Genomic DNA, 15,448 nt, shown 5'->3' with positions numbered 1-15,448 from the left:
GCAATGATATCTCCATCGTTATAATTCGCGGGCTTCAGCATAAAGCTGTCATTGGTTGCGGCTGACGTGAACTTGATGTCAGACGGCACGAACTCGTTAGCGTGGATATTGGTGTGCACTTTTATGCCACCCTTCTTTTTCCCCGGTCTTGGGATGCCTGCCTACGCCTTTGAAAATGAGGTTGGAAAAAAGGCTTATTGTCGTGGAGTCGATAATCTGCAGGCGGTTGAACCATGCGGACAGCCGAAGTTCTTGACACAAAGATAATATAACGCATCTGCCTGCGGGTGCGCCAGCCCAGAGGTTGTATGAAATGGCAGGGGAAATGTATGAAGTGTGATATCCGTTGTGATTGGAGCCAGGGTGGGCCCCATCCCAACCTTCCCCAACGAAGAATGCGACAAAACCACCCCATCTTCAGTTCCATGGATTTGGTTTTGCCGCATCATCTGTCTTCCCGGATGGTTATCAGGCCGCGCGATGCTTCCTTTTCCACCACAGGTAATAGCCGCTGATGACGCCGGCTGGTGTTGCGCCTTGCCCCTTACTTCTCATAGAGCTCTATGGGCAGACCGTCGGGGTCGCTGAAGAAGAGGAAGGGCTTGTGGGTGTACTCGTCGGTACGGACGGGCTCGTGGACGATGTGGCGGGCGTCCAGCTCTGCTACCGCCGCGGCTATGTCGTCGACCTCGAAGGCGAGGTGGCGCAGCCCCGCAGCCTCGGGATAGGTGAGGCGCGCGGGTGGAGTGGGGAAGGAGAAGAGCTCTACGACATAGGTGTCGCCGAGGTAGCAGTCGGCCTTCCACGAGTCGCGCTCGCTGCGATAGTGTTCGCTACGGATTTCGAGCCCGAGCACTTCGGTGTAGAAGCGCTTGGACCGACAGTAGTCGCTACAGATTACGGCTACATGGTGTATGTGGTTGAGTTTCATCTCTTATGAGTTTGTATGTTTGCTGACCATGTTGCCCCGGTTCTGTTGTTCCTCTGGGCTGTATCGGTACACCCTGACCATCTGGCTGTCGCCGCCCAGCAGTTGGCTGCACCGGTTGAGGCGGCCCGTGTCTATAAAACCGCACTTCTCCATGACCCTCCCCGATGCTGGATTGCCCGTGAAGTGGTCGGCGTAGATGTTGTCGAAGTGCATCACGTTGACGCAGTAGTCGACCATGAGCCGCAGCGCCTCGGTGCAGATGCCCCTGTTCCAGTAGGGGCGCCCCAGCCAGTAGCCCACCTCGCAGTCGTGGGTGCCGATGTCGATGTTGCTCGTCGCGTGGGTGTAGTAGCCTATGCAGCCGATGGCTTCGCCCGTCTCGCGGAGCACTATCGCCCAGGTCGAGTCGTTGGCGAAGACAGAGCGGATAATCTCCAGGCTCTCTTCGACCGACCGGTGGGCGGGCCAACCGGCTCGCGGCCCCACTTCGGGGTCGGAAGCGTACTTGTAGAGCGCCTCGGCGTCGGTCTCCCGCCATCGGCGGAGTAGTATTGTCGCTGTTTCCATATTGTCGTTGATGTGTGGTGTGGGTGAGGGGGCTCTGGCGCCGCCCTCGGTCATTGCGGCTGTAAAGTTACATAGGAAGATTAACACCGCCAAACTATTTGCCTATTTTCTCATCATCCCAAGCCCTTGCCTCACTGTCATGGCGACCGTGGGAGGCGTGGATAGCGGCTCGTAACGTATGACGCGGAGACTCGTAACGTAAGGCGCGGATGCACGTGTCGAACGATACGGATGCTCGTTTCGGACGATACGCGTCGGGCAAGTGGCCCTCGGCATCGGTAGAGGTCATGAGAAAAGTTGACGGGGTCATGAGAAAAGTTGACGGGGTCATGAGAAAAGTCGCGGAGGTCATGATAAAAAACATCGGGGTCATGAAATCAGTATTTTAGGTCATGAAAGGAGTGGGCGGGGGCACGAAATATGTGTATGGTGGCATGAAATAAGATATAAAGCCATCAAAAAAGGGCAAAAGCAATCTTGCGGTGGTTGCTTTTGCCCTTTCGGGTCGTTTGCCGATGGCCGGCCTGACGGCGCGGACGCCTTACAGACGGTAGCCCACGCTGAAGGTGAACGAGCGGTTCTTGGAACCGAGGTCCTTATGCACCTTGGAGAGTCCCAGGTTGTAGCGCGCGTCAAGCACCACGTTCATATACTCGTAGGAGATGCCCACGGGTATGCTGAAGTCGGTCTTGCTGTAGCCGTCCTTGGACTTGTCTTCATTTTTGGTGACCACCTGGCTGTAGGTGCGCACTCCCGTGGTGCGGTTCTGCGTGAAGTCGCATGTGGTGTAGCCGCTCTTGGCCGAGGTGAGCATGCCCACCTGTACGCCAGCCTTGAGCGCCAGTCCCTGAGCCACATATACATGCGCCATGACGGGCACGGCGATGTAGGTAGTCGTGGTAGAGTAGTCGGTGTAGGCAGTGTACTTGATTTCCTCATCGGTCTCTGCCGGCTCTGCGCGCAGCTCGTCGAAGTCGTGATACTTGCTGCCCAGCGAGGTGTAGACTACGCCCGCCGAGAGCGCCACCTGGTCGGTGAGCTGGTAGAAGGCGTCGGCGCCCACGGCAAATCCGGGCTTGGACTTAGACTTGATGGTTCCACCGCGCTCGAGCATCAGGTCGTTGTCGGTGAGGTTGGCGATGGTCACTCCCACGCGTGGCACGAAGGAGAACGAGCCCTGCTTCTGCTGAGCCAGGGCTGCTGTGGCTATGAGTGCGAGCACGAGGCTCGTCATGATTTTTTTCATTTCTTATTGCTTGTTAATGGGTTGTGTAATGTCTTGTCAGTTGGCTACCTCTGAGATGAACTTGATGCGCACCAGGCGTATGTTTTCGTCGGTGTAGTCGCCTCCCAGTTCCTCGACGGCTGTGTCGAGGTCGTCGGTGTCGGCCTCCATGAAGTAGTCGAAGATGTCGTCGATGGCGTCGTCGTCCATCACATCGCGCAGGAAGTAGTCGATGTTGAGTTTGGTGCCGCTGTAGACGATGCTCTCTATCTCGTCGAGCAGTTCGTCGAAGTCGAGTCCCATGGCCGACGCCAGGTCGTCGAGTGCTATCTGGCGGTCTATGCTCTGGATAATCTTGACCTTGACCATGCTGTTCTTGGCTACCGTCTTTACGCGTATGTCCTCGGGTCTCTCGATGCCGTATTCTTCGCAGTGGCGTCGTATGAGGTCACAGAATTCGGCGCCATACTTCTTGGCTTTTCCTGCACCCACGCCCTGTATGTTCTGCAGTTCCTGCAGGGTGACGGGATACATGGTCGCCATCTGCTCAAGCGACTGGTCGAAGAAGATGACGTAGGGTGCGAGCCCCAGGCGCTTGGCCACCTTCTTGCGCAGGCTGACGAGCATCTCGTAGAGCTCGGGGTCGAGCGCTGCCATGGCTCCCTGGGCGTCGTCGTCTTCGTATTCGTCCTTGAACTCGGTGTCCATGACCACCATGAAGGAGTGAGGCGACTTGATGAAGCGCCGTCCTGACGGTGTGACCTTGAGCAGTCCGTAGTTTTCCACATCCTTCTTCATGTAGCCGGCTATCATGGCCTGTCGGATGACGGGATTCCAGAGCTTCTCGTTGAAGTCCTCGCCCGAGCCGAACTCTTCGAGCTCGTTGTGGTGATGGGATACGATGTCGTCGGTGCCGCGACCCTTGATGAAGTCGATGACATACTCCTGGCGGAAATTCTCCTTGAGCGCCAGCACCGCCTCGAGGGCTATCACCAACTGCTGCTGTGCCTCTATGCGCTCCTTGGGGTGCAGACAGTTGTCGCAGTTGCCGCAGTTGTCCTTGTCATATTCCTCGCCGAAGTAGTGGAGCAGTATGCGTCGGCGGCATACTGAAGACTCGGCATAGGCTGCCGTCTCCTGGAGCAGCTGCCGGCCTATGTCCTGCTCGTTGAGAGGTTTGCCCTCCATGAATTTTTCGAGCTTGTGCAGGTCTTTGTAGGAGTAGAAGGCTATGCAGATGCCCTCGCCTCCATCCCGGCCTGCGCGTCCGGTCTCCTGGTAGTATCCCTCCAGGCTCTTGGGTATGTCGTAGTGGAAGACGAATCTCACGTCGGGCTTGTCGATGCCCATGCCGAAGGCTATGGTGGCCACGATGACATCGATGCGCTCCATGAGGAAGTCGTCCTGGGTCTGCGAGCGCGTGGCGCTGTCGAGGCCGGCATGATAGGGCGCCGCCTTGATGTCATTGGCCTTGAGCTCGGCAGCCAGTTCTTCTACCGTCTTGCGCGAGAGACAGTAGATGATACCGCTCTTGCCCGGGTGCTTCTTGATAAAGAGCACAATCTGCTTGTTGATCTCCTTGGTCTTGGGCCGCACCTCGTAGTAGAGGTTGGGCCTGTTGAAGGAGCTCTTGTACTCGATGGCGTCCTGTATCTCCAGATTTTTCTTGATATCGCTTCTCACCTTGTCGGTGGCAGTAGCCGTGAGGGCTATCACCGGCGCGTTGCCAATCTTGTTGATGGTGGGTCTGAGGTTGCGGTACTCGGGTCGGAAGTCGTGTCCCCACTCCGAGATGCAGTGGGCTTCATCGATGGCATAGAACGAAATCTTGAACGACTTGAAAAACTCCAGGTTCTCGGGCTTGTTGAGCGACTCGGGAGCCACGTAGAGCAGCTTGGTCTGGCCGTTGCGCACGTCATTCATCACCTGTGTGGTCTGCGCCTTGGTGAGCGACGAGTTGAGGTAATGGGCCAGTCCGTTGTGCTCGCTGATGCCATTGACGGCGTCTACCTGGTTTTTCATCAGGGCGATGAGTGGCGACACGACGATGGCAGTGCCCTCCATGAGGAGCGACGGCAGCTGGTAACACAGGCTCTTGCCTCCGCCGGTGGGCATGAGCACAAAGACGTTGTGCCCCGCCATGAGCGAGCGGATAATGGCTTCCTGGTCGCCTTTGAACGAGTCAAAGCCGAAATAGTGCTTTAGTTTTTCCGAAAGATTTATGTTGTCTGTCATATTGATATAAAGCAGTTTTCTTTCTCCAAGGAACTGGGGTGGGGGAGATAGAATTACTGATAATTATATATCTGATGACGGTGGGGCTGCCCGGGGCGGTCCCACCGGGCAGATTACTGGGCTTCCTGCTTCTGGAAATTGGATTTCTCCATCTGTTCCTTGGCGTAGGCGAGGGTGACCTCGAATGTCTTGGTACGCTTGGAGGGCAGCTCGAACATGGCGTCCATCATGATGGCTTCGACGATTGAGCGCAGTCCGCGTGCGCCCAGCTTGTACTCTACCGCCTTGTCGACGATGTAGTTGAGCGCCGCCTGGTCGAAGGTGAGCTCAATGCCGTCGATGGCCATCAGCTTGATGTACTGCTTGACTATCGAGTTCTTGGGCTCTACGAGGATGCGCTCCAGGGCGGGCTTGTCGAGGGGGTTGAGGTGGGTGAGCACGGGCAGGCGTCCGATAATCTCGGGGATGAGTCCGAACGACTTGAGGTCCTGCGGCGTGACGTACTGTATGAGGTTGTTCTTGTCAATGCGTGCCACGTTCTGCACCGAGTTGTATCCCACCACGTGGGTGTTCATGCGCTGGGCTATCTTGGTCTCGATGCCGTCGAAGGCTCCACCGCAGATGAACAGGATGTTGCGCGTATCGACATGGATGTAGTCCTGGTCGGGATGCTTGCGGCCTCCCTTGGGCGGCACGTTGACCATAGTGCCTTCGAGGAGCTTGAGCAGACCCTGCTGCACGCCCTCGCCGCTCACGTCGCGGGTGATGCTGGGGTTGTCGCTCTTGCGGGCTATCTTGTCTATCTCGTCGATGAAGACGATGCCGCACTCGGCCTTGGCCACATCGTAGTCGGCCACCTGGAGGAGTCGTGAGAGGATGCTCTCGACATCTTCGCCCACGTATCCGGCTTCGGTAAATACGGTGGCGTCGACGATGGTGAAGGGCACGTTGAGCAGATGGGCTATGGTGCGCGCCAGCAGCGTCTTGCCGGTACCTGTGCTGCCCACCATCATGATGTTGCTCTTCTCGATTTCCACTCCGTCGTCGTCGATGTGCTGCTGCAGTCGCTTATAGTGATTGTAGACAGCCACGGAGAGGAATCGCTTGGCGTCGTCCTGGCCTATGACATACTGGTCGAGGTACTCCTTGATTTTGCGGGGCTTGGGTATCTCCTTGAGGGTGAAGGCGTCGGTGGGTTTCTTGTTGGCGGCTGCGCTGCCATAGGCTCCGGTCGACTCGGCTATCTCGTAGGCTTGCTTGGCGCAGTCGTCGCAGATGAAGCCGTGAAGCCCCGAGATGATGAGGTTGACCTGGCTCTCGTCGCGGCCGCAGAAACTACATACTTTCTTCTTAGCCATTCTTCTTGCGTGTTAATATAGTGTCTATCATGCCATAGTCCTTGGCCTCCTGGGCAGTCATCCAGTAGTTGCGGTCACTGTCCTGCCATACCTTGTCGTAGGGCGTGTGTGAGTGCTCACTGATAATAGTGTAGAGTTCCTTCTTGAACTTCTGAATCTCCTTGGCCTCAATCTCGATGTCGGACGCCTGTCCCTGTACTCCGCCGAGGGGCTGGTGAATCATCACTCGGCTGTGGGTGAGTGCCTGTCGCTTGCCTTCGGTTCCGGCTGTGAGCAGCACGGCAGCCATCGAGGCAGCCATGCCGGTGCAGATGGTGGCTACGTCGCTCGAGATAAACTGCATGGTATCATAGATGCCCAGTCCGGCAGTGACGCTGCCGCCGGGGCTGTTGATGTAGATGGAGATATCCTTCTCTGGGTCGGTAGAGTCGAGGTAGAGCAGCTGGGCCTGCAGGGTGTTGGCGGTGTAGTCGTCAATCTCGGTACCGAGGAAGATGATGCGTTCCATCATGAGTCGTGAGAATACGTCCATCTGGGTGACATTGAGCTGGCGCTCTTCCAGAATATAGGGATTGATGTACTGTGCCTGCGACTTGATGACATCATCGAGTGCCATGCCGTTAATGCCTAAATGCTGGGTGGCATACTTGCGAAAATCTCTATTCATGATAATAATAATATATGTAATGAATGAAAACAAAGAGAGGTTGCCTACTCTTTTATGCATTGTTCTAAGAACAAAGATACATAAAAAAGTTGACAACCTCCTTATCTTTAAGAAGTTTTTTTTTAATTTCTTTTTATGCGTCGAGTTTGTTGAATTCGTCGAGGGTCACTTCCTTGACGTTGAGCTTGACAACGCCCTTGAGTTTCTCGGTGAGCTTGCGGTCGATGGCGCGCTCCACAAACGACTGGATGTGCTCCTGCTTCTTGAGCATCTCGGTGGCGTAGTTGTCCAGGTACTCGTCGGGCACATTGTTCATGCCGTACTGTGCAAACTGGGCGCGGGCAGCCTCCTTGGCAGTCTCCTTGACGTCGTTGTCGTCAATCTTGATTTCCTGGGCGGCAACCAGCTTCTCTCTGATGAGGTGCCATGTCAGCTCGTTGATGCTGGCTTCGTAGTTCTTCTCTACAAACTCCTCACCCTTGTCCTTGTTGTTGGCGAGCATGATGCGCTTGAGCAGGGCATCGGGGAACTCGAGCTTGCCGACCTTCTTCTCGCAGTGCTTGCGCACGTCCATGAGGAAGCGGAAGTCGGTGTTGACCTCAAACTGAGCCTTGAGGTTCTCGGCAATCTTGGCGCGGAAAGCAGCCTCGTCGGCCACGTTGCCCTCGCCGTATACGCGGTCGAAGAGCTCCTGATTAACCTCGTGCTTGGTAAAGTGGTTGATTTCCTTGACCTGATAGCTGAAGTCGCCGGTGTGCTCGGCTACCTCCTTGCGGTCTATCTTGAGGAGTGAGGAAACCTCGGCGTCGTTCTCGGGATAAGCCTTGCGGGGAGAGAAGGTCACTACATCGCCGGGCTTAACGCCGTCGAAGAGGTTCTTCTGGTCCTCGACCTTGATGTAAGAAGGCATAATTATGGCGTCCTCGACTACGATGCCGCCTTCCTTGGTGTTGCCAGCCTCGTCGAGCTCGCGCAGCTCGCCCTTGAGGGTGTCGTTCTCCTCGTAGTGGTCGCCGGGAGCGTAGCTGCCAGCCTGTGAAGCGAACATATCTACCTGACGGTCGATGAGCTCGTCGTCAACCTTGAGCTGGTAGTAGTCTACCTTGTCGCGGCCTGTGAGCTCGCACTTGAACTCGGGGGCGATGGCGATGTCGAACTTGAAGGTGTAGGGACCGTCCTTCTCGAGGTCCTGGGGCACCTGTGACTCTGATGCCATGGGCTCGCCCAACATCTGGATGTCGTTGTCCTTGATGTACTTCTGCAGCTGCTCACCTACCAACTTGTTGATGGCGTCCATCTTGATGCTCATACCAAACTGGCGCTTGATGAGGCTTAATGGGGCCTTACCTGGGCGGAAGCCGGGGATATTGGCCTTCTTGCGATAGTCTTCGATTGTCTTGTTGACATCCTTCTTGATGTCTGCCTCTTCAACCACGAGGGTGAGCAGACCGCTTACTTTGTCAGGGTTTTCAAATGAAATATTCATCTCTGATACTATTTATAAATTTTTGATTTTCCGAATGAGTCGCAAAATTACTCATTTTTAGCGACATTACCTAATAATCTTGTGGAAAAGTGCATCCGCGGGCGGCTGGCGGCCGTCTGCAGATGGGTTTAGTCGCGGTGCATGGCTGCCGCGGCCGCTGCTGCCTGCTCGTCTTCCTCGGTGGGGGTGAAGCGGGTCAGCTGGAAGTTGTCGGTGAGATAGTTCTTGCGCACCACGGGGTTTGACGCCAGCTCTTCGGGCTTTCCGCTGAAGAGAATCTTACCCTCGAAGAGCAGGTAGCCACGGTCGATGATGGCCAGGGTATCGCGCACGTTGTGGTCGGTGATGAGTATGCCGATGTTGCGGTACTTCAGTCGCCACACGATGTGCTGGATGTCGGCCACAGCCACGGGGTCTACGCCGGCAAAAGGCTCGTCGAGCATCACAAACTTGGGGTTGATGGCGAGGCAACGGGCAATCTCGGTGCGGCGGCGCTCGCCACCCGAGAGTTGGGTTCCCATGTTCTTGCGCACCTTGGTGAGGCGGAACTCCTTGATGAGGCTTTCGAGCTCTCTAAGCTGCTCTTCATGGCTGAGCTGCGTCATCTCGAGCACGGCCATGATATTGTCTTCCACGCTCATCTGGCGGAACACGCTGGCCTCCTGGGGCAGATAGCCTATGCCTGCCCTGGCGTGCTTGTAGACGGGGTAGTTGGTGATGTCGATGTCGTTGAGGCTTACGCGGCCCTCGTTGGGCACTACCAGACCGGTGGTCATATAGAACGAGGTGGTCTTGCCTGCACCGTTGGGTCCGAGCAATCCCACGATTTCTCCTTGCTTCACATGGAAGTCGACCTTGTTGACCACCGTGCGCTTGCCATATCTTTTTACAAGACCCTCTGTGCGGAGGGTCATCACCATGTTGTCTGTATCGGCCATAAATAGCTATTGTTTATCGTGCAAAATTACAAAAAAATAAGACAATTACACTGAGAATACTAAAAAACTATTATATACATGGTAGTTTTTTGACCTTTTTTGGTTACTTTTGCAACGTAAAACGGACATTAAGCCTATGTTGATAATCAAATTGTTAAAGAAATATCTCACCACTTTCGGCAAATACCTCATCCTGATGGGGCGCTCGTTCAGCGTGCCCGAGCGGATGCGCATGTTTGCCAAGCGGTATATCAAGGAGATGTCGCAGTTGGGCGTAGACTCGATACCCATTGTGCTGCTTATCTCCTTCTTCATCGGCGCCGTAATCTGCATACAGATGAAGGTGAATATCCAGAGCCCCTGGATGCCGCGCTGGGTGTCGGGCTATACCACCCGCGAGATTATGCTGCTCGAGTTTTCGAGCTCCATCATGTGTCTCATCCTCTCGGGCAAGGTGGGCTCCAACATCGCCTCTGAGTTGGGTACCATGCGTGTGACCCAGCAGATAGACGCCCTTGAGATTATGGGCGTCAACTCTGCCTCGTTTCTCATCCTGCCCAAGATAGCAGGCCTGATGACGATGATGCCCACCCTGGTAGTCTGCTCGTCGGCGATGGGCATCGTGGGTGCTTATGGCACAGCCTATATCGGGCATCTCTTGCCGCCCGATGACCTGACCTTAGGACTGCAACACGCCTTCAATCCATGGTTTGTATGGATGAGTATCATCAAGAGTACCTTCTTTGCCTATATCATTGCCAGCGTGTCGTCGTTCTTCGGCTACACCGTCGAGGGCGGCTCTGTCGAGGTGGGCAAGGCCAGCACCGACGCCGTGGTGTGCAGTTCGGTACTCATCCTCTTTTCCGACGTTTTCCTTACCCAAATCCTGAGTTGATATGATAGAAGTCAAAAATCTTACCAAGTCCTTTGGCGACAAGACCGTACTGCGTGGCATCAATGCCCGCTTTGAGACCGGCAAGACCAACCTCATCATCGGCCAGAGCGGTTCGGGCAAGACGGTGCTGATGAAGAACCTCGTAGGACTGCTGCACCCAACCTCGGGAGAGGTGCTCTACGACGGGCGCGACTTCGTGGGCATGACCAAGCGCGAGCAGGTGATGATGCGCCGCGAGATGGGCATGATTTTCCAGGGCGCCGCACTCTTTGACTCGATGTCTGTGAGAGACAATGTGCAGTTCCCACTCGATATGTTTTCCTCGCTCAACTATGCCGACCGCGTGCGCCGTGCCGAGGAATGCCTTGACCGTGTCAACCTGGTGGAGGCAGCCAACAAGTATCCCGACGAAATCTCTGGAGGTATGCAGAAGCGTGTGGCGATAGCCCGAGCCATCGTGCTCAATCCCAAATACCTCTTCTGCGACGAGCCCAACTCCGGCCTGGACCCCCAGACGTCGCTCGTGATAGACCATCTGCTCTCCGACATCACCCACGAGTATGGCATCACCACCATCATCAACACCCACGATATGAACTCAGTGATGGGTATCGGCGAGAACATCATCTTTATATATAAAGGTACGAAGGAGTGGCAGGGAGTGAGCGCCGACATCATGGGCTCGACCAATGAGCGGCTTACCGACTTCATCTTTGCCAGTGACCTGCTCAAGAAGATGAAGCGCACCGAGATGCAAGGCTGAACCAGCTGACTCGGACTCGATAGAAAACGAAAAGGGCAAATCTGCGGATTTGCCCTTTTCGCGTATATGCAGTGCAGTGACCAGCGTGTCAGCGCCCGGCCATCACTCGGAGCTCCTTGACGAAGCGGCGGTAGAAGAGTATGCCGGCAATGGTAAGACCTATGGGGAAGGCGGTCCAGATGCCGTATATGCCCCAGCCTGCGATGAAGCCCAAGACATAGCCCACAGGCAGATTGATGCAGAAGTAGGCGATGAAGGCGTAGTACATCATCGGCTTCACGCAGGCTATGCCGCGCAAGGCGTTGGCGTAGATATACTGCATGCCGTCGCCAAACTGGTAGATGACGAGTATCCATATCAGATGCGCCACCGTGAGGCACGCCTCGTCGTTGTCGGTGAAGATGAAGCCGATGTCGTGGCGGAAGAGGATGATGGGCAGACTCACCACGGCAGAGAAGACCAGCAGCATGCGGAAGCCGTCGGCCGCGCAGCATCGCATGGCGTCATACTCCTTCTGCCCCATGAAGTAGCTGATGCGGATGGATATGGCTGAGGCCATGCCCGATAGCACCAGGTAGAACAACTGGGAGATGGTAATCATAATCTGGTGAGACGCCAGTGGAATGGTGCCCAGCCAGCCCACCATCACACAGCTCAGCGTGAAGGCAGCCGACTCGGTGCCCAACTGCAGTGCCACGGGCCAGCCCAGACGGTTCATCTCTACAAAGTCGGCACGCGTCACGGTGCTCTGCTTCAGGCTCTGGCGGTAGCGGACATAGCCTCTGCCGGTGAAGAATATCACCACGAGGGCTATCGACATCACCACGCGCGACCCCATGGTGGAGATACCGGCTCCGAGCAAGCCCAGCTCGGGGAAGGGACCTACGCCGTAGATGAGCAGCCAGTTGAAGAGGATGTTGACCACATTGCCGCCAATCATTACCCACATCGGCACCTGTGTGCGGGTGATGCCGTCGAAGAACTGCTTCAGGGTGTTGAACATGCCCACGAAGGGGATGCTCACCAGATTGACCAGGAAGTAGGGGCGGATGATGGGCAGCAGCTCCTCGGGCTGACCGATGTTGTGCAGGTTCAGGTAGAGCAGCGTCATCATTGCCATGAGCAGCAGTCCCACCACCATGTTGGCCACTATCGAGTTCTTCACCTTCTGCCCGATTTCGTCGGTGCGGCCCATGCCGAAGAGGCGGCCCACGATGGGGGTAAGTCCGTAAGAGAAACCGAGATAGAAGAGCAGTCCCAGGGTGAAGATGTTGTTGACCAGTCCGGCTGCACCCAGCTCGATGGTGCTGTGGTGGCCTATCATCAGCGTGTCGGCAAAGCCGAGGATGATGGTGCCCAACTGTCCGATGACGATGGGCACTCCTATTTCCAAGAGGGGCTTATAATGGTGTCGTTGTGTCTGTTGCATTCTTGATTTTCGTTTTACTTGTTTTCGTTTACGGTCTTGTCACGTTGAGGGTGCCGGTCAGCCTGATGTCCTTTGACGAGGCGCCCACCATCAGGGTGAAGTCGCCCGGCTCGACCACGAAGCGCATGTCCTTGTCCCAGAGCGCCAGGTCGGCAGGCCCGAGCCTGAATGTCACCATCTGGCTTTCGCCCGGCTTGAGGCTGATACGCTCGAAGCCACGCAACACCTGGGTATAGGTAGTCACCGTGCTGACTTCATCGCGCACATAGAGCTGCACCACCTCGTCGCCTTCGCGCAAGCCCACATTCTTGACCTTTGCCGTCACGGTCACGCTGTCGGTGGGCAGCATCGTGGAGCGCGAGATGACAAGGTCTGAGTATTCAAAGCGCGTGTAGCTCAGTCCGTGGCCAAAGGGGAAGAGGCTGCCCCAAAGCGAAGACTTGTTCTCGACGTCTGAGCCGGGCTTGAAGGGGAAGGCGTAGGGTATCTGGCCCACGGTGCGGGGCGTGGTACAGGTGAGGCGGCCTCCAGGATTGTAGGCACCGAAGATGACCTCAGCCACAGCCTGTCCGCCATACTCTCCGGGGAAGCAGGCATTGATGATGGCTGGCACGTGACGGGCGGCATAGTTGACGGTGGTAGCCCGGCCCGCCATCAGCACCAGCACCACAGGGCGGCCCGTAGCCACAATCTCTCTGAGCAGCTGTTCCTGACGGCCGGGCAGATTGAGCGTAGTGCGCGAGTTGCCTTCGCCCACGGTCTTGTCGTCGTCGCCCAGCACCACGATTACCGCCTCGGCGTCGCGTGCCACGCTGACGGCAGAGTCCATCATGAGCCTCTCGTCGCGGGTCATCTCAAAGTCACACACCTCGCTCTCGGGATAGTGGGGGTCGCGTATCTCGCAGCCCTTGGCATAGACCACCTCGGCCTGGGGCAGCAGCTGTCTTACGCCGTCGACCACCGACACCACGTCGGCACCCGCAGGACCGTAGCGGCTTATGGGGCGGGCGTCGGCATTGGGACCTATCACCGCCACACGCTTCATCTGCGCGCTGAGGGGCAGGGTAGCGCTGTCGTTCTTGAGCAGCACCATCGACTGGCGGGCTGCGTCGAGCGCCAGCTGGCGGTGGGGCTCGCTGTGCACGATGCGGTCTACGCGGGCGGCGTCGCCACGGTAGGGCTGGTCGAAGAGCCCCAACCAGAACTTCACCCTCAGCACCTCGCCCACGCGCTCGTCGAGCGTTTCGCGGCTTATCTTGCCGCTCGTCACAGCCTGGCGCAGAGGCGTGATAAACTCCGAGGGCTGGGTAAACTGTGTGCGCACGTTGAGACCGGCGTTGACAGCCAGTGCGCAGGCGTCTTCATAGGAAGCAGCCACATGGTGCTTGGTGTAGAGAAACTCGAGGGCTTCGCTGTCAGACACCACGTAGCCCTTGAAGCCCCATTCGTGGCGCAGTATGTCGGTGAGAAACCGGCGGCTGCCAGTGATGGGCTCGCCGTTGTAGTCGTTGTACGAACTCATCACGCCCAGCGCGCCGGCCTCAGCTATGGCCTTGCGGAAGGGTTCGAGGTAGAGGGTGCGCATCTCGCGCTCGCCCACATGGGGGTCGGTGCGGGTGTTGCCGTCGCGGCCTCCCACCGGGATGGAGTACACGGCAAAGTGCTTGGGGGTAGCCACCAGCCCGTGGGCTTGCAGTCCGATGACCATCTGCTTGCCCAACTCGCCCACGAGATAAGGGTCTTCGCCATACGACTCCACGCAGCGGCCCCAGCGGGGGTCTTGGGCTATGTCGAGTATAGGCGAGTATATGTTGGTGTAGCCCAGCGCCACGGCTTCCTTGGCTTCTGCGTCGGCTATCTGCCTTATCAGCTGTCGGTTCCATGTGCTTCCCTGACCTGTCTGGTTGGGGAAGTAGGTGGCGCGATAGTGGCAGAGACCGCGTATGCCCTCGTTGGTGAAGTCGACGGGGATGCCCAGTCGGGTCTGTTCGACAAACCAGCGCTGCACGGCGTGGAGGGCGTCGATATGTCGCTTGTAGGGGAAAGCGTATTGGGCTCCGAAGCGGCCCACGCCGTTGTGCTGCTCATCGATGTTGCCGATGCCGTCTTTCCACACCTCGTTCTTCCATCCCTCGGTGGGCAGGGCGTCGGCGAGCACGCGGCCCGAGCCATAGAGCGTAGCCAGCTGGCAGGTCTTTTCCTCTATGGTCATCTGCTGCAGCAGGTCGGCCACGCGGGCATCAATCGGGGCGCGGCTGTCTTCATAGACATCCATGCGTCTGTTCTTGTTGAAGTCTATCCAACCTTTGTGGTAGATGCGCTGGGCTTCTGCGTGCTGTCCAGACAGAAGCGCCAGCATCAGCGCCAGCGCCACAAGGACAGTGCGCCGGCTCTTGTACATAGTTTGTTTTGTCATATATAGTCAGTCCATTGTCGGGCTGATGTGCAGCAACCCTCCCGGGCGCGTTCAGCCGCTATATATATAAAAGGTATCGCGCGCGAGGCGATGCCGTCAGCCCCGATGGCGCTTGCGGGCACAGTCGGGGCAGATGCCTTTGACCATGTAGTCGATGGTAGAGACCCAGAAGCCGTCGGGCACATCTATCTTGGGTATGGCCACATGGTCCAGACAGAATGTCTTGCGACACTCCTCGCAGTAGAAATGGGCGTGGCGGTCGTCGTCGACGTCATGATGGTGGCTGCGGCAAAGCTCGTATTTCACCTCGCCGTTGCCACCCTCGATGGCGTGTACCAGCTGGCGCTTGTAGAATTCGGCCAGGGCGCGGTAGATGCCCGACTTGTCGATGGTGACGATGCTGGCTTCGAGCTCGCTCATCGACATGGGTCTGCCAGCCCGGTCCAGCGCCTCGGCTATCACGATGCGGTTGGCTGTGGCTCTGATGCCGTGCTTGGCGAGCATCTGTGCATAGTCGTCCGGTTTCATCTGCGTGGTA

14 protein-coding genes and 1 pseudogene are annotated in these 15,448 nt (G+C 56.9%); 2 read left to right on the top strand and 13 right to left on the bottom strand.

Going from position 1 to position 15,448, the window contains the following annotated elements:
- From CIK92_RS14020 to lptB, 10 genes and pseudogenes are all read right to left on the bottom strand, one after another.
- Window positions 1-240, bottom strand: a pseudogene (locus tag CIK92_RS14020) (transposase); the annotation flags it as partial.
- 304 nt (window positions 241-544) lie between these two features.
- Window positions 545-931: a VOC family protein gene (locus CIK92_RS04785; protein WP_094388341.1), complete on the bottom strand. Its 387-nt coding sequence runs from the start codon at window positions 929-931 to the stop codon at window positions 545-547.
- A 3-nt stretch (window positions 932-934) separates the two neighbouring features.
- Window positions 935-1,498, bottom strand: a complete 564-nt coding sequence (locus CIK92_RS04780) for a GNAT family N-acetyltransferase (protein WP_094388342.1) — start codon at window positions 1,496-1,498, stop codon at window positions 935-937.
- Window positions 1,499-1,592: 94 nt separating this feature from the next.
- Complete coding sequence (locus tag CIK92_RS13360; RefSeq protein ID WP_144289335.1) at window positions 1,593-1,808, bottom strand: hypothetical protein; 216 nt, start codon at window positions 1,806-1,808, stop codon at window positions 1,593-1,595.
- A 231-nt stretch (window positions 1,809-2,039) separates the two neighbouring features.
- Complete coding sequence (locus CIK92_RS04770; RefSeq protein ID WP_094388339.1) at window positions 2,040-2,744, bottom strand: porin family protein; 705 nt, start codon at window positions 2,742-2,744, stop codon at window positions 2,040-2,042.
- A 36-nt stretch (window positions 2,745-2,780) separates the two neighbouring features.
- A complete protein-coding gene (recQ, locus tag CIK92_RS04765) occupies window positions 2,781-4,958 on the bottom strand; it encodes a DNA helicase RecQ (RefSeq protein WP_094385793.1) in 2,178 nt (725 codons plus the stop codon).
- Window positions 4,959-5,071: 113 nt separating this feature from the next.
- The gene (clpX, locus tag CIK92_RS04760) at window positions 5,072-6,316 is read right to left on the bottom strand and encodes an ATP-dependent Clp protease ATP-binding subunit ClpX (RefSeq protein WP_022310061.1); all 1,245 of its coding nucleotides are present in this window, start codon (window positions 6,314-6,316) and stop codon (window positions 5,072-5,074) included.
- The gene (gene clpP / locus CIK92_RS04755) at window positions 6,309-6,983 is read right to left on the bottom strand and encodes an ATP-dependent Clp endopeptidase proteolytic subunit ClpP (RefSeq protein WP_094385791.1); all 675 of its coding nucleotides are present in this window, start codon (window positions 6,981-6,983) and stop codon (window positions 6,309-6,311) included. The genes clpX and clpP overlap by 8 nt, the downstream gene beginning before the upstream one ends.
- 133 nt (window positions 6,984-7,116) lie before the next feature.
- Complete coding sequence (gene tig, locus CIK92_RS04750) at window positions 7,117-8,469, bottom strand: trigger factor (RefSeq protein WP_094388338.1); 1,353 nt, start codon at window positions 8,467-8,469, stop codon at window positions 7,117-7,119.
- A 128-nt stretch (window positions 8,470-8,597) separates the two neighbouring features.
- Window positions 8,598-9,407 carry an LPS export ABC transporter ATP-binding protein gene (gene lptB / locus CIK92_RS04745; RefSeq protein WP_022310058.1) on the bottom strand — a complete coding sequence of 270 codons (810 nt, stop codon included), beginning with the start codon at window positions 9,405-9,407 and terminating at the stop codon, window positions 8,598-8,600.
- A 136-nt stretch (window positions 9,408-9,543) separates the two neighbouring features.
- Between lptB and CIK92_RS04740 the strand changes: the two genes are divergently transcribed.
- Window positions 9,544-10,302 (top strand): ABC transporter permease, encoded by a 759-nt coding sequence (locus CIK92_RS04740; RefSeq protein WP_022310057.1) that lies wholly within the window; start codon window positions 9,544-9,546, stop codon window positions 10,300-10,302.
- A 1-nt stretch (window position 10,303) separates the two neighbouring features.
- On the top strand, window positions 10,304-11,065 hold the full coding sequence (locus CIK92_RS04735) for an ABC transporter ATP-binding protein (RefSeq protein WP_094385787.1): 762 nt from the start codon (window positions 10,304-10,306) through the stop codon (window positions 11,063-11,065).
- An 88-nt stretch (window positions 11,066-11,153) separates the two neighbouring features.
- Here the strand turns inward: CIK92_RS04735 and CIK92_RS04730 are convergent, their stop codons facing one another.
- The 3 genes from CIK92_RS04730 to CIK92_RS04720 all read right to left on the bottom strand — a co-directional run bounded on the left by CIK92_RS04730 (window position 11,154) and on the right by CIK92_RS04720 (window position 15,438).
- A complete protein-coding gene (locus CIK92_RS04730) occupies window positions 11,154-12,494 on the bottom strand; it encodes an MATE family efflux transporter (protein ID WP_094385785.1) in 1,341 nt (446 codons plus the stop codon).
- 28 nt (window positions 12,495-12,522) lie between these two features.
- Entirely contained in the window at window positions 12,523-14,910 is a 2,388-nt protein-coding gene (locus tag CIK92_RS04725; RefSeq protein ID WP_371594030.1) for a glycoside hydrolase family 3 N-terminal domain-containing protein, read from the bottom strand.
- A gap of 96 nt (window positions 14,911-15,006) precedes the next feature.
- Window positions 15,007-15,438, bottom strand: coding sequence for a Fur family transcriptional regulator (locus CIK92_RS04720; RefSeq protein ID WP_022310053.1), 432 nt, complete (start codon window positions 15,436-15,438; stop codon window positions 15,007-15,009).
- Between the last annotated feature and the right edge of the window lie 10 nt (window positions 15,439-15,448).

Origin of the sequence: Prevotella sp. P4-67, from assembly GCF_002251325.1 — a bacterium.
Classification (GTDB): Bacteria; Bacteroidota; Bacteroidia; order Bacteroidales; family Bacteroidaceae; genus Prevotella.
Note: the sequence above shows the minus strand (reverse complement) of the source record. Positions and strands in the feature narration are given on the sequence as shown.

What these genes read in the sequence shown, in the direction of transcription:
- CIK92_RS04785 (WP_094388341.1), bottom strand. Translation starts at nt 931, where the DNA reads ATGAAACTCAACCACATACACCATGTAGCCGTAATCTGTAGCGACTAC.
- CIK92_RS04780 (WP_094388342.1), bottom strand. Translation starts at nt 1,498, where the DNA reads ATGGAAACAGCGACAATACTACTCCGCCGATGGCGGGAGACCGACGCC.
- CIK92_RS13360 (WP_144289335.1), bottom strand. Translation starts at nt 1,808, where the DNA reads ATGACCCCGTCAACTTTTCTCATGACCTCTACCGATGCCGAGGGCCAC.
- CIK92_RS04770 (WP_094388339.1), bottom strand. Translation starts at nt 2,744, where the DNA reads ATGAAAAAAATCATGACGAGCCTCGTGCTCGCACTCATAGCCACAGCA.
- recQ (WP_094385793.1), bottom strand. Translation starts at nt 4,958, where the DNA reads ATGACAGACAACATAAATCTTTCGGAAAAACTAAAGCACTATTTCGGC.
- clpX (WP_022310061.1), bottom strand. Translation starts at nt 6,316, where the DNA reads ATGGCTAAGAAGAAAGTATGTAGTTTCTGCGGCCGCGACGAGAGCCAG.
- clpP (WP_094385791.1), bottom strand. Translation starts at nt 6,983, where the DNA reads ATGAATAGAGATTTTCGCAAGTATGCCACCCAGCATTTAGGCATTAAC.
- tig (WP_094388338.1), bottom strand. Translation starts at nt 8,469, where the DNA reads ATGAATATTTCATTTGAAAACCCTGACAAAGTAAGCGGTCTGCTCACC.
- lptB (WP_022310058.1), bottom strand. Translation starts at nt 9,407, where the DNA reads ATGGCCGATACAGACAACATGGTGATGACCCTCCGCACAGAGGGTCTT.
- CIK92_RS04740 (WP_022310057.1), top strand. Translation starts at nt 9,544, where the DNA reads ATGTTGATAATCAAATTGTTAAAGAAATATCTCACCACTTTCGGCAAA.
- CIK92_RS04735 (WP_094385787.1), top strand. Translation starts at nt 10,304, where the DNA reads ATGATAGAAGTCAAAAATCTTACCAAGTCCTTTGGCGACAAGACCGTA.
- CIK92_RS04730 (WP_094385785.1), bottom strand. Translation starts at nt 12,494, where the DNA reads ATGCAACAGACACAACGACACCATTATAAGCCCCTCTTGGAAATAGGA.
- CIK92_RS04725 (WP_371594030.1), bottom strand. Translation starts at nt 14,910, where the DNA reads ATGACAAAACAAACTATGTACAAGAGCCGGCGCACTGTCCTTGTGGCG.
- CIK92_RS04720 (WP_022310053.1), bottom strand. Translation starts at nt 15,438, where the DNA reads ATGAAACCGGACGACTATGCACAGATGCTCGCCAAGCACGGCATCAGA.